The sequence below is a fragment of the Sphingomonas sp. RS2018 genome (genome assembly GCF_054489605.1).
Genome location: NZ_JBTMWL010000001.1, coordinates 682,783 through 695,901 on the forward strand (window position 1 = coordinate 682,783; position 13,119 = coordinate 695,901).

At 67.9% G+C, this 13,119-nt stretch carries 17 protein-coding genes; 4 read left to right on the forward strand and 13 right to left on the reverse strand.

Annotation, left to right across the window (positions count from 1 at the left end; genetic code table 11):
• Positions 1 to 9: 9 nt before the first annotated feature.
• Positions 10 to 783: an SDR family oxidoreductase gene (locus ACX40P_RS03440; RefSeq protein WP_459124879.1), complete on the forward strand. Its 774-nt coding sequence runs from the start codon at positions 10 to 12 to the stop codon at positions 781 to 783.
• Between the two features lie 128 nt (positions 784 to 911).
• Here ACX40P_RS03440 and ACX40P_RS03445 read toward each other — a convergent pair whose 3' ends face one another.
• Positions 912 to 1,202 carry a 4a-hydroxytetrahydrobiopterin dehydratase gene (locus ACX40P_RS03445; RefSeq protein WP_459124880.1) on the reverse strand — a complete coding sequence of 97 codons (291 nt, stop codon included), beginning with the start codon at positions 1,200 to 1,202 and terminating at the stop codon, positions 912 to 914.
• A 49-nt stretch (positions 1,203 to 1,251) separates the two neighbouring features.
• On the opposite strand from ACX40P_RS03445, the gene ACX40P_RS03450 reads away from it, so the two are divergent.
• From ACX40P_RS03450 to ACX40P_RS03460, 3 genes are read left to right on the forward strand one after another with little or no spacing between them, the layout of a single operon-like run.
• Positions 1,252 to 1,653, forward strand: a complete 402-nt coding sequence (locus ACX40P_RS03450; protein WP_459124881.1) for a metallopeptidase family protein — start codon at positions 1,252 to 1,254, stop codon at positions 1,651 to 1,653.
• Complete coding sequence (ccmA, locus tag ACX40P_RS03455; RefSeq protein WP_459124882.1) at positions 1,650 to 2,219, forward strand: heme ABC exporter ATP-binding protein CcmA; 570 nt, start codon at positions 1,650 to 1,652, stop codon at positions 2,217 to 2,219. The genes ACX40P_RS03450 and ccmA overlap by 4 nt, the downstream gene beginning before the upstream one ends.
• Positions 2,216 to 2,857 carry a heme exporter protein CcmB gene (locus ACX40P_RS03460; protein WP_459124883.1) on the forward strand — a complete coding sequence of 214 codons (642 nt, stop codon included), beginning with the start codon at positions 2,216 to 2,218 and terminating at the stop codon, positions 2,855 to 2,857. The genes ccmA and ACX40P_RS03460 overlap by 4 nt, the downstream gene beginning before the upstream one ends.
• Here the strand turns inward: ACX40P_RS03460 and ACX40P_RS03465 are convergent.
• The 12 genes from ACX40P_RS03465 to coxB form a co-directional block, all read right to left on the reverse strand.
• Positions 2,854 to 3,720, reverse strand: a complete 867-nt coding sequence (locus ACX40P_RS03465; protein WP_459124884.1) for a class I SAM-dependent methyltransferase — start codon at positions 3,718 to 3,720, stop codon at positions 2,854 to 2,856. The two genes, ACX40P_RS03460 and ACX40P_RS03465, sit on opposite strands and share 4 nt — an antisense overlap.
• Positions 3,717 to 5,117, reverse strand: coding sequence for a threonine synthase (thrC, locus tag ACX40P_RS03470; RefSeq protein ID WP_459124885.1), 1,401 nt, complete (start codon positions 5,115 to 5,117; stop codon positions 3,717 to 3,719). Before thrC ends, ACX40P_RS03465 begins: the two co-directional genes overlap by 4 nt.
• 389 nt (positions 5,118 to 5,506) lie before the next feature.
• Complete coding sequence (locus tag ACX40P_RS03475) at positions 5,507 to 6,121, reverse strand: SURF1 family protein (RefSeq protein WP_459124886.1); 615 nt, start codon at positions 6,119 to 6,121, stop codon at positions 5,507 to 5,509.
• The gene (locus tag ACX40P_RS03480; RefSeq protein WP_459124887.1) at positions 6,118 to 6,528 is read right to left on the reverse strand and encodes a DUF983 domain-containing protein; all 411 of its coding nucleotides are present in this window, start codon (positions 6,526 to 6,528) and stop codon (positions 6,118 to 6,120) included. The genes ACX40P_RS03475 and ACX40P_RS03480 overlap by 4 nt, the downstream gene beginning before the upstream one ends.
• Before the next feature lies 1 nt (position 6,529).
• Complete coding sequence (locus ACX40P_RS03485; RefSeq protein WP_459124888.1) at positions 6,530 to 7,396, reverse strand: cytochrome c oxidase subunit 3; 867 nt, start codon at positions 7,394 to 7,396, stop codon at positions 6,530 to 6,532.
• Positions 7,397 to 7,472: 76 nt separating this feature from the next.
• Positions 7,473 to 7,997 carry a cytochrome c oxidase assembly protein gene (locus tag ACX40P_RS03490; RefSeq protein ID WP_459124889.1) on the reverse strand — a complete coding sequence of 175 codons (525 nt, stop codon included), beginning with the start codon at positions 7,995 to 7,997 and terminating at the stop codon, positions 7,473 to 7,475.
• Between the two features lies 1 nt (position 7,998).
• Positions 7,999 to 8,136 (reverse strand): hypothetical protein, encoded by a 138-nt coding sequence (locus ACX40P_RS03495; RefSeq protein WP_459124890.1) that lies wholly within the window; start codon positions 8,134 to 8,136, stop codon positions 7,999 to 8,001.
• Positions 8,133 to 9,035: a heme o synthase gene (locus ACX40P_RS03500; protein ID WP_459124891.1), complete on the reverse strand. Its 903-nt coding sequence runs from the start codon at positions 9,033 to 9,035 to the stop codon at positions 8,133 to 8,135. Before ACX40P_RS03500 ends, ACX40P_RS03495 begins: the two co-directional genes overlap by 4 nt.
• 119 nt (positions 9,036 to 9,154) lie before the next feature.
• Complete coding sequence (locus ACX40P_RS03505) at positions 9,155 to 9,439, reverse strand: hypothetical protein (RefSeq protein WP_459124892.1); 285 nt, start codon at positions 9,437 to 9,439, stop codon at positions 9,155 to 9,157.
• Positions 9,440 to 9,619: 180 nt separating this feature from the next.
• Positions 9,620 to 9,895, reverse strand: a complete 276-nt coding sequence (locus ACX40P_RS03510; protein ID WP_459124893.1) for a hypothetical protein — start codon at positions 9,893 to 9,895, stop codon at positions 9,620 to 9,622.
• A 202-nt stretch (positions 9,896 to 10,097) separates the two neighbouring features.
• On the reverse strand, positions 10,098 to 11,777 hold the full coding sequence (gene ctaD, locus ACX40P_RS03515; RefSeq protein WP_459124894.1) for a cytochrome c oxidase subunit I: 1,680 nt from the start codon (positions 11,775 to 11,777) through the stop codon (positions 10,098 to 10,100).
• A gap of 3 nt (positions 11,778 to 11,780) precedes the next feature.
• Entirely contained in the window at positions 11,781 to 12,965 is a 1,185-nt protein-coding gene (coxB, locus tag ACX40P_RS03520; RefSeq protein WP_459125231.1) for a cytochrome c oxidase subunit II, read from the reverse strand.
• Positions 12,966 to 13,119 lie beyond the last annotated feature (154 nt).

Consider the following 13,119-nt stretch of genomic DNA (forward strand, 5'->3'; position numbering starts at 1 on the left):
AGGCTAAGGATGCGGGCGATCTTCATCACCGGCGGAGGATCGGGCATCGGCCGCGCCATCGCCGCGCGGTTCGCGCGCGAAGGCTGGCGGATCGGGCTTGCGGATATCGATGCGGCGGGGCTTGCCGTGACCGCCGCTGCCCTCCCGGCGGGGGCGGACACTTATAAGATGGATGTGCGCGATCGGGCGGCCTGGGTGGCGGCGCTCGACGATTTCACGGGGATGGCGGGGCGGCTCGACGTGCTGGCGAACAATGCCGGCATCCCGATGGGCGGTCCGCTCGCCGACGCACCGTTCGACCTGATTGATCGCACCGTCGCGATCAACCTGACCGGCGCGATCAACGGCGCGCGGATCGGCCATGCCTATCTGAAGACGACGCCCGACTCGTGCCTGCTCAATACCGCCTCGGCGTCGGCGATCTACGGGTCGGCGGGGCTGGCCGTCTATTCCGCGACGAAGTTCGGCGTACGCGCGCTGACCGAGGCGCTGGACGGCGAATGGCACCGCGACGGCATCCGCGTGCGTGCCATCGTTCCGGCCTTCATCGATACGCCGCTGCTGGCGCACGGCATCCCGGGTTCGAACCGCACGATCCGCGAGACGGTGACCGGCGCGGGTCTGGAGCTGTCGAGCGCGGAGGATGTCGCAGATGCGGCATGGCGCGCGGTCCATGGCGACGCGCTGTTCACCTATATCGGCCGCACCGCCGGCCGCATGCGCTTCGCGGCGCGCTGGCTGCCGGGGCGGCTGCGCGCGATGATGCGGCGTCAGGGCGGGTAGGCGATGAAGCCGCTGTCCTACATCGCGGCGATCTGCTTCATCCGGTCGGCTGGCTTCGGCGGGACACCGACAAAGTTGACAACAGGGGACGAATTCAGCGCGTTTCCGTAACTTCAGGCGCTTTTCGATCAGTCGACCAGCACGTCGATCTTGTTGGCCAGATCGACATCGCGCGACGACAGGCCACCGGCGTCGTGGGTGGTCAGGACGATATCGACACGGTTGTACACGTTCGACCATTCGGGGTGATGGTCGGCCTTCTCGGCAAGCAGCGCGACCTGCGTCATGAAGGCGAAGGCTTCGCTGAAATTCTCGAAGGTGAAGCTGCGGCCGATCGCGTCGCGTGCGTCGTCGTAATCCCAGTCGGCCAGCGCATCCAGCGCGTCGGCGCGCTCCGCCTCGTTCAACGCCTCGATCATCGCTTGCCCTTCTTGCCGCCGTGGTGCGGCCATGCCTATGTCGGCGCGGATGACCGGGCAAGACCGCACAGCGCCGACCGCGGCACAGATCGAGGCGCTGGCCCAGGCTGCGCTGGCGCGGATCCCGGCACCGTTCGCCGACCACCTCGCCGACGTCGTGCTGATCGTCGAGGAGTGGGCCGACGACGAGACGCTGGATGCGCTCGGGATCGACGATCCCTACGACCTGACCGGCCTCTACGCCGGGCGGCCGGTGGGGGAAAAATCCTCCTTCGACACCGGCGCCTTGCCCGACCGCATCCACCTCTATCGCCGCGCCATCATCGACGAATGGGCGGCGAACGGCGACGATCTCTCAACATTGGTCCACCACATCGTCGTCCACGAGGTCGGCCATCACTTCGGCCTGTCCGACGACGACATGCATGCGCTGGAGGATCAGGCGGGGTGAGCGCCGTGCTGGCGCTGGCCGATGTCGCCTGCCTGCGCGGCGGGCGGATCGTGTTCGAAGGCGTGTCGCTGACCCTGAAAGCGGGCGAGGCGGCGCTGGTGACCGGCCCGAACGGCATCGGCAAGTCGAGCCTGCTCCGCATCGCCGCCGGCCTGCTCCCCCCCGCCGCCGGCCGGGTCGAGCGGACGGGCGAAATAGCGCTGTTGAACGAGGCGACCGCGCTGGACGGCGAACTGCCGCTGGCGCGCGCGCTCGGCTGGTGGGCGCGGATCGACGGGCGAAAGGATGCGATCGCGGGCGCGCTGGCGGCCGTGCAGCTATCGGACGCGGCGGATGTGCCGGTGCGGTGGCTGTCGACCGGGCAGCGCAAGCGCGCCGGGCTGGCGCGGGTCGTTGCCGGCGGGGCGCCGATGTGGCTGCTAGACGAGCCGGCCAATGGTTTGGACGCGGCGTCGGTGGACATGCTCGCCGGGCTGGTGGCGCGGCACCGGGCGCAGGGGGGCATCGCACTGATCGCCACGCATCTGCCGATCGAGGTGCCGGGCGCGCGGGTGCTGGCGCTGTGATCTTCGCGGCGATCGCCTGGCGGGAGGTGCGGCGTGCGTGGTCGGGCGGGGGCATGTTGCTGCCGGTCGCGTTCTTCCTGCTGGTGGCGATCCTGTTTCCGTTTGCGATCGGGCCGGACGCCGCATTGCTGGGACGGGTCGGGGGCGGGGTGATCTGGGCGGCGGCGCTGCTCGCCGCGCTGCTGCCGGTCGAGCGGTTGGTGGTGCCGGATGTCGAGGGGGGCGTGCTCGACCAACTGGCGGTGCGGGGGGTGCCGATGGCGTTGGTCGCGGCGGCGAAGATCGTTGGGCACTGGCTGGGCTTCGCGCCGGTGTTGATGCTGGCGGCGGTGCCGGCGGCGGGTCTCCTCGGATTGTCGGGCTCGGTGTTGGTGCGGGTCGAGGTGGGGCTGCTGATCGGAACGCCGGGCCTCGCCGCGCTGGGGGTGGCGACGGCGGCGCTGGTCGCGGGTCTGCGGGGCGCGGGGGCGGTCGCGGGGTTGGTGATGTTGCCGCTGGCGGTGCCGCTGCTGATCTTCGGCGCGGGGTCGATCGGGGGCGGGGTTGGGGCGCTGAAGCTGCTGGGGGCGGTCAGCCTGCTTCTGGTGGCGGGGGCGCCATTCGTCGCGGGGGCGGCGATCCGGATGGCGCGGGACTAGCGGCTCCACCGTGCGAAGATGGCGGTGGGGAGGATGAGACCACGCGCTTCCTCGCGCACGCCCAGCTCGCCGCATTCGACGGTGCCGGGGAGGTCGGCGAACGCCTGACGCACCAACTCGCCGATCGCGAGCGCCGACAGGCGGACGGCGTAGACGGTCAGGAACAGGAAGCGCGAATCGGCATCGATCAGCCGGCGGCAGTCGGCGACCAGGCCGGGCAGCCCCTCCTCCAGCTTCCACACCTCGCCGTTCGGCCCGCGGCCCCATTTGGGCGGATCGAGGATGATGCCGTCGTAGCGCCGCTCGCGCCGCACCTCGCGCGCGACGAACTTGCCGGCATCTTCGACCAGCCAGCGGATCGGGCGGTCGTCCATGCCGGACAGCGCGGCATTGGCGCGGGCGGCATCGACCGACTTCTTCGACGCATCGACATGCACCATGCGCGCGCCGGCCGCCGATAGCGCCAGCGTGCCGACGCCGGTGTAGCCGAACAGGTTGAGGCACTCCGGATCAGATGCTCCCTCAATCCGGCCGCGCATCCAGTCCCACACCGGGGCCATGTCGGGGAAGAAGCCGAGGTGGCGGAACGGCGTGTTGCTGGCGGTGAAGCGCGCCTCCCGCCACGCCAGCGGCCAGCCGCCCGGCACGTCGCGCGACAGATCCCAGCGACCGCCGCCATCCTCGTCCGCGCCTGGGATGAACTCGCCGTCCGCCTGCCAGTCGTCGCTGGCGGGCGCCCACATCGCCTGCGGCTCCGGGCGGATGAAGCGGAAGCGGCCGTAGCGCTCCAGCTTCCTGCCATAGCCCGAATCGATCAGGCCATAATCGGCCCAGGGCTCGCCGATGAGCGTCGTCGGCGTCACGCGCGCGCGACCGCCCGTTCGGCGATATAGGCGGTGACCGCATCGAAGCTGCCGTCGAGCGTCGCGTAGCGCTCCTCGCGATCGAACAGGTCGCCGACGCGCGCCGGGAGCGAGGGGCGGACGCCGGTCGCACGCTCCACCGCATCGCGGAACTTCGCCGGGTGGGCGGTCGCAAGCGTGACGACCGGCACATCGGCGGGCAGGTCGGCGCGGCGAGCGGCGGCGAGGCCGATCGCGGTGTGGGGGTCGAGCACCTGCCCGGCCTCCGCGCACGCCCATTGCAGCGCGTGCGCCATGTCGGCGGGATCGATCCGGTCGCTGGCGAAGAGCGCGGCGGCGCCTTCGGATTGCGCGTTGGTCAGACGCATCGCCCGCGTCTTCTCGAAAGTGCGCATCTGTTCGGCGAGCGCCGCGCCGTCGCGGCCGTTCAGGTCGAACAACAGGCGTTCGAAGTTCGAGCTGACCTGGATATCCATGCTGGGCGCGGCGGTCGGCGTGACGGTGCCGGCGGAATAGTCGCCCGACGACAGCGCGCGGTGCAGGATGTCGTTGATGTTCGTCGCGACGATCAGCTTCGCGACGGGCAGGCCCATGCGCGACGCGGCGTAGCCGGCGAAGACGTCACCGAAATTGCCGGTCGGCACGGAAAAGGCGATCGCGCGATCGGGCGCGCCGAGGCGGACGGCGGCGTAGAAATAATAGACCACCTGCGCCATCAGCCGCGCCCAGTTGATCGAGTTCACCGCGCTCAGCTGGAAGCGCGATGAGAAGGCGGCGTCGTTGAACATCGCCTTCACCAGCGCCTGGGCCTGGTCGAAGTCGCCATCGATGGCGATGTTGTGAACGTTCGGACTGAGCACCGTCGTCATCTGGCGGCGCTGCACGTCCGAGACGCGATCCTGCGGGTGGAGCATGAAGATGTCGACGCCGGCGCGACCGGCCAGCGCATCGATCGCCGCCGAGCCGGTATCGCCGCTGGTCGCGCCGACGATGGTCAGGTGCTGGCCGGAGCCGTCGAGGAAGCGTTCGAACAGCAACCCGAGAAACTGGAGCGCGACGTCCTTGAACGCCAATGTTGGCCCGTGGAAAAGTTCGAGCAGGAAGTGACGCGCGTCGAGCTGCACCAGCGGGGTGACGGCGGCGTGGCTGAAGCGGCCATAGGCGGCCTCGCACATCGTGCGCAGTTCCGCTTCGCTCAGCGCGTCGCCGACGAACGGCGTCATGATGCGGACCGCGGTTTCGGCGTAGGAGAGACCGGCGAGCCCGGCGATCTCTTCGCGGCTCAGCGTCGGCCACGTCTCCGGAACGTAGAGGCCGCCATCGGAAGCGAGACCGGCGAGGGTCGCGTCGCGGAAGTCGAGCGGCTCGGCGCCGCCGCGGGTGCTGATGTAGCGCATGGCCCCGCCGCCTAGCGGGCGACCGCGCGGGCGGCAAGAAAGCTTAGGTTGGCGGGGCATTGAGGGCGGTCCGCCAAGCTAAAGTTTACGGAAACGCGCTGCATTCGTCCCCTCTTGTCACTTTTGCCGCTTTTGGGCGCGGTGGCGTGTCCGTCGGCAGAGGTGAAGCAGATCGGGGCGATGTAGGACAGGGGGTTGCGGGCGGGTCGAGCTTTTGTGTTCCCGCGGAGGCGGGAACCCAGGGCCAAGCAATACAACGTGTGGGCTCGCCCGAAACCCTGGGCTCCCGCCTGCGCGGGAGCACGGCTTGGACTAAGGATGTCACGCGCTCGAAACACATCCACATCCAGCGTGGATCAACACCGACCCGCCGCATGTATCGCCCGGTTCTAACCGGCCCGGTGCCCGCGGCGACGCAGCGCAAGCCCGTAGATCACCGCGGCGATGGCGGCGAACAGGAACCACTGGACGGCGTAGGCGAGGTGGTTGTTCGGCACGGCCGACAGGTCCGGGCCGGGATTGGCGGCGAGGCCCGGTGCGGGCGTGGCGGCGATCAGCATCAGGCGCTTCGCGCTGTGATCGAACAGGCCGGCGATGATCGGGCGCGAATCGGGGGCGTGGCTGATGTAGCCGGCAATCCGGCCAGCTGCCTGCGGCGGCGTGCCCTGCGGCTCGGCGGCGACGCCGAGTTGGACCGGGACCGGGCCGGCGGGGGTGCGGCAGGTGGCGACGACCCGCCAGCCGGGGCGGCCCTCGGCGGTGCGCCCGCTCTGGCGGGAGACGCCGTCGATGCTCCGGCAGTCGATCGTCGCCCGGCGAAACAGGAAGCTGTCGCCGGTGCCGGCGGCGGGGAAAGCGATCGGCGCGCGCGCGATATTGGTCGCGAGGGTAGCGAGCGCGACCGCCTTTTCCTGACGGCGTTCGAGCTGCCACACGCCGAGCGCGATCATCGTCGCGACCGCGAGCGCCACGATCAACGTGGGAAGAATCGGCAGGCGCCTCATTCGGGATCGCTCAGCCGGCCTTCGCGGGCCGAGTTGCGATACTCCGCCGCCATCAGCGCGCCCTTGGCGAAGCGAAGCCCGCCGACGACTGCGGCCAGCGTCACTATCGGCCAGATGATGAGGTGCAGCCAGATCGGCGGCGTGAACACCGCGTCGGTGACCAGTGCCAGCACCGTGACGAGCGTGCCGACGCCCAATGTCAGGAACGCGGCGGGACCGTCGCCGACGTTGAAGGCAGTGTAATCCAGCCCGCATGCCCCGCAGCGTTCGGCGAAGCGTGCGACGCCCGCAAAAAGGGTCTGCGCCCCGCAACGGGGACACAGACCCTTCACACCCGCCTCGACGATGGAGGGCGGCGCGCCCTTCGGTTGGGCAGCCGCCGCCGGATCGGTGGGATGCTCGTCCACGTCAGCCGTGGACCGGGGCACCCCAGCCGCCCCAGACATAGACGGTGACGAACAGGAACAGCCACACGACGTCGACGAAGTGCCAGTACCAGGCGGCGGCTTCGAAACCGAAGTGCTGGCGCGGCGTGAAGTCGCCCTTGTACGCGCGCACCAGACAGACGGCGAGGAAGATGGTGCCGATCAGCACGTGCACGCCGTGGAAGCCGGTCGCCATGAAGAAGGCGGCGCCGTAGTTCAGCCCCTTGAAGGGGAACGGCGCGTGGATGTACTCATACGCCTGGATGCTGCTGAATAGCGCGCCCAGCAGGATGGTGCACCACAGGCCCTTCTTCAGTCCGTCGCGGTCGCCGTGGATCAGCGCGTGATGCGCCCAGGTCACCGTCGTACCCGAGAGCAGCAGGATGAAGGTGTTGAGCAGCGGCAGTTCGAAGGCGTTGATGACTTCGAGGCCCTTGGGCGGCCACTGCGCGACGCCTTCGGTCAGCAGTTCGACCGAGCCCGCCTCGCCATGCGCGCCCGGCGTGTACCCGACCATCGCCGGGAAGAGCGAGAAATCGAAGAACGCCCAGAACCAGCCGACGAAGAACATGACTTCGGAAGCGATGAACAGGATCATGCCGTAGCGCAGGTGGAGCGCCACGACCGGCGTGTGATCGCCGGCATGCGCCTCCTTGATGACGTCGGCCCACCAGAAATACATGGTGGCGAGGACGCCGGCCATGCCGAGCGCGAAGACCCACGGACCGAACGGCTGTTCCTTCATCCACAACAGGCCGCCCACCGCCAGCAGGCCGGCGGTCAGCGATCCCATCAGCGGCCAGGGGCTGGGGGGAAGGATATGATAGTCGTGGTTCTTGGCACCGGCCATGATGGCGTCCCTGTTCGCGAGTTTGCCAGCCGCTCTAAGCACCGCCGCCAGCGAGGGCAAGCGGGTGGGTGCGTGGTCAGGCCGGCTTCTTGACCGGATAGAAGGTGTAGCTGAGCGTCACCTTGTCGATGTCGCGCGCATCCGGATCGTTCGCGATCTTCGGATCGATAAAGAAGATGACCGGCATCCGCACCGTCTCGCCAGGCTTCAGCGTCTGTTCGGTGAAGCAGAAACACTCGATCTTGGTGAAATACTTGCCCGCCTGCGCCGGCATGACGTTGAACGTCGCGGTACCGGTGACGGGGGTGGCGGCGCGGTTGGTGGCGGTGAAGAACGCCATGTCGCGCGCGCCGATGTCGATCGTTTCCGATTCGCGCTCGGGCCTGAACGCCCAGTTCAGCCCTTTGCCGACATTGCTGTCGAAGGCGACGGTGATCCGTCGGCCGGTGCTGCCCGGTGCCGCATTGCCGCGGTTGGTGGTGCCATCGAGGCCGGTCGCCTCGCAGAACATGCGGTACAGCGGCACGCTGGCGAAACCGAGACCGGTCATGCCGCAGACGCCGATCGCGGCGAGCAGGGCGGTGCGGTGCGTGCGCTTCATGTCACATCGCCATCCCGGCGCGGATTTTCGAGATCGTGATGAAGAACATCAGCAGGCAAAAGGCGCCGAGCAGCAGCGCCATCACGCGGGCGCGGCTGCGCTGGCGTGCGCGCAGGTCGTTCTGGTCCTTGGGCGTCATGCGGTCCACCTGTCGGCCACCACGGCCGCGAATATGAGGGCGAGATAGAAAAGCGAGAATTTGAACAACCGCTTCTCGGGCTGCATCGTGTCGCCGGTCTGCGTCGTGCGGGTCGCGACATTGGCGGCGAGCACGGCGAAGATCGCGTTCAGCACGACCGCCGACCAGCCATAGACCGCGCCGGTCAGCCCGAGCGGCCAGGGCGCGACCGCGGCGATCGCCATCGGGATGGTGTAGAGGCCGATCTGCGTTCGGGTCATGCGCTCGCCCGCGACGACCGGCAGCATCGGCACGCCCGCGTTGGCGTAATCGGTCTTCACGAACAGCGCGAGCGCCCAGAAATGCGGCGGCGTCCACAGGAAGACGATGAGGAAGAGGAGGAACGGCAGCAGCGCGACCTGACCCGTCGCCGCCGCCCAGCCGATCAGCGGCGGAAAGGCGCCGGCCGCACCGCCGATGACGATGTTCTGCGGCGTGCGGCGCTTCAGCCAGACGGTGTAGATCAGGACGTAGAACAGGATCGAGATCAGCAGGATGCCGGCCGCGGCATAGTTGACCGCGAGACCCATCAGGATGACCGAGAAGGCGGACAGGCCGACGCCGAAGTGCAGCGCCGCCTGGCGATCCATGCGGCCGGCGGGCAGGGGGCGGCCCTGCGTGCGCTTCATGATCGCGTCGATGTCGGACTCATACCACTGGTTGAGCGCCCCCGCTGCCCCTGCGCCCAGCGCGATGCAGAGGATGGCGGTGAAGCCGATGACGAAATCGACATGGCCGGGGGCGGCCAGCAGGCCGCACAGGCCGGTGAAGACCACCAGGGTCATCACGCGCGGTTTGGTGAGGGCGAGGAAGTCGCGCCACTCCGCGGGGAGGGTGATCGGGGTGTCGGCGGCGCTCATGATGTGAGGGCGCCTATAAGCCGTTGTGCCGCGCTGTAAAAGGTGGCGCGGATCACCGGTTGGTCACGGGCTTCGGGATGCGGTGGCGATTGCGCCGCCGCATCCCTGCCCGCAGGCGATCACCGTGCGGCGATTTCCACCGAGGTCGTCACCTGCTTCGGTACGTCGAACGCGATGCCGCGCTGGCGCCAGGCGGCGACGTCGTGGCAGTCGCCCTGACGGACGAGACGGTTCGAGGTGTTCGTTGCGTGGCCCCAGCCGGTGCGGATGCAGGCCTTGCCGGTCTTCGGCTGGTAGCTGGCGGTGATCGGATCGAAGGCGCGCGGCTTGGGTGTGTTGGCCGTCGCGGCGGTGCCGACGAGGATGCCAGCGGTGGCGGCGATGATGGCGAAAGCCCGGTGCATGTGATGTCTCCCTTTAGCGACCGATGCGCTCGATTGCGCACCGTTCACTAAGCAGGACGTGTGCCAGTGTTATAATACACTGCAATTACAAAGGGCTTGCGGTTTGGCGACAGCAGTGTCGCCAATCTGTCTTAGGAAATCTCACTAATCATCGGCGATATTTGGTGGCGGATCACGCCATTACATATCGAGATCGGCCTCGCTGACGATTACGGGATCCTGGTCGCCGTCGCGCGACAGGGCGGACAGCGCGGCGTCGCGGACCACGTCGATCAGGCGGTTGAAGCTCTCGACGGCGTCGTCGTCGGGGGCCGACCCGGTCAGGGCCTCGAACACGCCATACTGAACGGCGAAGCTATAGGGCTCGCCATCGACCTCTCCGTCGAACTCGACCTGATGCTCGTCGACGTTGTCGAAGAGCGAGGACATGTCGATGTCGAGCTGGTCGGCGGGCATGGAAGTCTCCTGAGGGAATGGGTCGGGCTCGCTTAACCGGCACGGAGGGCGGCCTGTTCCGCCTTAGACGCAAAAACGCCCCGGTATCGCTACCGGGGCGTTTTTGGTTGTGGGCTCGGGCGAGGGGAGTGAATCCCATAGCCGGACGGGCGCTTGCGGCCTTGCCGCACCGGTGCGTAGCTTTCGCTACGCACCTATCGCCCTAGTCGATCGTCGGCAGCGTTTCGAACTGATGGTGCGGCGGCGGGGAGGACAGAGTCCATTCCAGCGTGGTGGCACCGTCGCCCCAGGGGTTGTCGCCCGCCGGCTTGCCCGCGAACAGCGAGTAGAACAGGTTGACGAAGAAGATCACCATACCCGCCGCCATGATCATGTAGCCGATCGTGGCGACGTTGTTGAAGTGCGCATAGGCGTCCGGATAGTCCGGGTAGCGGCGCGGCATGCCCTGCAGCCCGAGGAAGTGCATCGGGAAGAACAGGATGTTCACGCCGACGAAGAACACCCAGAAGTGCAGCTGGCCCAGCACCTCATTCATCATTCGGCCCGTCATCTTCGGGAACCAGTAGGTGAAGCCAGCGAAAAGCGCGAACACCGCACCCAGCGACAGCACGTAGTGGAAGTGGGCAACGACGTAATAGGTGTCCTGCATGTAATCGTCCACGCCGCCATTGGCGAGGACGACGCCGGTGACGCCACCGACGGTGAACATGAAGATGAAGCCGATCGCCCAGACCATCGGCGTCGGGAACCGCAGCGAGCCGCCCCACATCGTCGCGATCCACGAGAAGATCTTGATGCCGGTCGGCACCGCGATGACCATCGTCGCGGCGGTGAAGTACATCTTCGTATTCACGCTGAGGCCGGTCGTGAACATGTGATGCGCCCACACCACGAAGCCGACGACGCCAATCGCGACCATGGCATAGGCCATGCCGAGATAGCCGAAGACGGGCTTGCGGCTGAACGTGGCGATGATCTGGCTGACGATGCCGAAGCCCGGCAGGATCATGATGTACACTTCGGGATGGCCGAAGAACCAGAACAGATGCTGATACAGCACCGGATTACCGCCACCGGCCGGATCGAAGAACGTCGTGCCGAAGTTGCGGTCGGTCAGCAGCATGGTGATCGCAGCGGCGAGCACCGGCAGCGCCAGCAGCAGCAGGAAGGCGGTGACCAGCACCGACCACACGAACAGCGGCATCTTGTGCAGCGTCATGCCGGGGGCACGCATGTTGAAGATGGTGGTGATGAAGTTGATCGCGCCAAGGATCGACGAGGCGCCCGCGAGATGGAGCGACAGGATCGCCATGTCGGTCGACGGCCCCGGCTCGCCATAGGTCGACAGCGGTGCGTAGAGCGTCCAGCCGTTGCCGGCGCCGCCGAAGAACGGCGAAGCGAGCAGCAGCGCGAACGACGGCACCAGCAACCAGAACGAGATGTTGTTCATGCGCGGGAAGGCCATGTCCGGCGCACCGATCATGATCGGCACGAACCAGTTGCCGAACCCGCCGATCATCGCCGGCATCACCATGAAGAACACCATGATGAGGCCGTGCGCGGTGATGAGCACGTTCCAGAAGTGCAGCGCCTCATCGAACGACGTCTCGCCGCCGTGCAGCATCGCCGACCAGCCCTGGAGGTACTGGATGCCGGGATGCATCAGCTCGGCGCGCATGAGCCCCGAGATCCCGCCGCCGATGATGCCCGCGATGATCGCGAAGATCAGGTAGAGGGTGCCGATGTCCTTGTGGTTCGTCGACAGGAACCAGCGGGCGAAGAAGCCGGGCTTGTGGTCGGCGTCATGATGCGCATGCCCGTCGGCATGGCCGTGATGACCGTGCGCGTCGAACGCCTGGGGGTTGAGTGCGGTATCGGTCATGGCTCAGCGTCCGAGGTTGCCGCCGGCACCGCTGTTCGCGGTCGCGGCCTGATTGGAAGTTGCAGGGGCGTCGGTCGTGTTGACCAGCGCGCCGCTGCTGTTGCCGGGCACGACGGCCGCGGCGGGAGTCGCGGTGTCGTCGGTCGCATCGGCGCCAGACGCAGCCGGCGCGCCGGCGCCGGGCATCGTGCCGCCCTTCGCCGCGATCCATGCCGCGAACTGCTGCGGGGTCACGACCTCGACGGCGATCGGCATATAGGCGTGACGTGCGCCGCACAGCTCCGAGCACTGGCCGAAGTAAAGGCCGGGCTTGTCGATGGTGAAGCTCGTCTCGTTGATGCGGCCGGGGATCGCGTCGAGCTTGATCCAGAAGGCGGGGACCGCCCAGCTGTGGATCACGTCGGCGGCGGTGGTGATGAGGCGGATCGGTACGCCCGCGGGCAGAACGATGCGATTGTCGGCGGCCAGCAGGCGCGGGCCGTCGGCGTCGGTGCGATAGCGGGTGCCGGCCGGCACCTCCGACTTTTCCTTCAGCATGTTGGCTGTGATCTGCACGCCGCCATGATCGGGATATTCGTAGGTCCAGTACCACTGGTTGCCGGTCGCCTTCAGCGTGATCGCGCCGGCGGGGGCGGGCTTGAACTGCGCCGCGAGCAGGCGGATCGAGGGAATCGCGATCGCCACCAGGATCAGGACCGGCGCCAGCGTCCAGATGACCTCAATCAGCGTGTTGTGGCTGGTCTTCGACGGGTTCGGGTTCGCCTTCGCGCGGAAGCGCCACATCGCGTAGATCAGCAGGCCGAGCACCAGCAGCGAGATGACCGTGATGAGCGGCACCAGGATCGCGTTGTGGAAATGCTTGGCGTACTCGCCGTTCTTGGTGACCTGCGTCTGGATGTCGAACGCGCCGTCGGTCGGCTGGCCGACATGCGGCACCGGCTTCACCAGCTGCGTACCGTCGGCCGCGAGAGTCGGGTCGGCTGGCTTCGCCGTCGTCGGCGCCGCGATGGTGCCAGGTGCGGGCACGGTCGCCGGCGTCGGCTGCGCGGCGGGAGCCGCGGTCTGGGGCTGCGCGGCAGGCGCGGCCACCGGAGCGGCGATGTTCGCCGGCGCCGCGGCGAAGGCGGCGGTGCTGGCCAGCGCCAGCCCGGCGGCGGCGATGATCGATTTCAAACCCGTCGTGCGCATCGTGTCGAGCAAGTCCCTGTTCCCTGAGCGGCGACACCATAGACGCGCCGCGCGGGCCTTTTGCGAAAAGGCTGTTGCTGCCGGCCTATACGCGGGCGATGCCTGCGCCTCAAGCGCCGTGGCGCACCCTTTTTAAGCGCACCTTGTTGTGCGC

What these genes read in the sequence shown, in the direction of transcription:
- ACX40P_RS03440 (WP_459124879.1), top strand. Translation starts at nt 10, where the DNA reads ATGCGGGCGATCTTCATCACCGGCGGAGGATCGGGCATCGGCCGCGCC.
- ACX40P_RS03445 (WP_459124880.1), bottom strand. Translation starts at nt 1,202, where the DNA reads ATGATCGAGGCGTTGAACGAGGCGGAGCGCGCCGACGCGCTGGATGCG.
- ACX40P_RS03450 (WP_459124881.1), top strand. Translation starts at nt 1,252, where the DNA reads ATGACCGGGCAAGACCGCACAGCGCCGACCGCGGCACAGATCGAGGCG.
- thrC (WP_459124885.1), bottom strand. Translation starts at nt 5,117, where the DNA reads ATGCGCTACATCAGCACCCGCGGCGGCGCCGAGCCGCTCGACTTCCGC.
- ACX40P_RS03475 (WP_459124886.1), bottom strand. Translation starts at nt 6,121, where the DNA reads ATGAGGCGCCTGCCGATTCTTCCCACGTTGATCGTGGCGCTCGCGGTC.
- ACX40P_RS03485 (WP_459124888.1), bottom strand. Translation starts at nt 7,396, where the DNA reads ATGGCCGGTGCCAAGAACCACGACTATCATATCCTTCCCCCCAGCCCC.
- ACX40P_RS03490 (WP_459124889.1), bottom strand. Translation starts at nt 7,997, where the DNA reads ATGAAGCGCACGCACCGCACCGCCCTGCTCGCCGCGATCGGCGTCTGC.
- ACX40P_RS03495 (WP_459124890.1), bottom strand. Translation starts at nt 8,136, where the DNA reads ATGACGCCCAAGGACCAGAACGACCTGCGCGCACGCCAGCGCAGCCGC.
- ACX40P_RS03500 (WP_459124891.1), bottom strand. Translation starts at nt 9,035, where the DNA reads ATGAGCGCCGCCGACACCCCGATCACCCTCCCCGCGGAGTGGCGCGAC.
- ACX40P_RS03505 (WP_459124892.1), bottom strand. Translation starts at nt 9,439, where the DNA reads ATGCACCGGGCTTTCGCCATCATCGCCGCCACCGCTGGCATCCTCGTC.
- ACX40P_RS03510 (WP_459124893.1), bottom strand. Translation starts at nt 9,895, where the DNA reads ATGCCCGCCGACCAGCTCGACATCGACATGTCCTCGCTCTTCGACAAC.
- ctaD (WP_459124894.1), bottom strand. Translation starts at nt 11,777, where the DNA reads ATGACCGATACCGCACTCAACCCCCAGGCGTTCGACGCGCACGGTCAT.
- coxB (WP_459125231.1), bottom strand. Translation starts at nt 12,965, where the DNA reads ATGCGCACGACGGGTTTGAAATCGATCATCGCCGCCGCCGGGCTGGCG.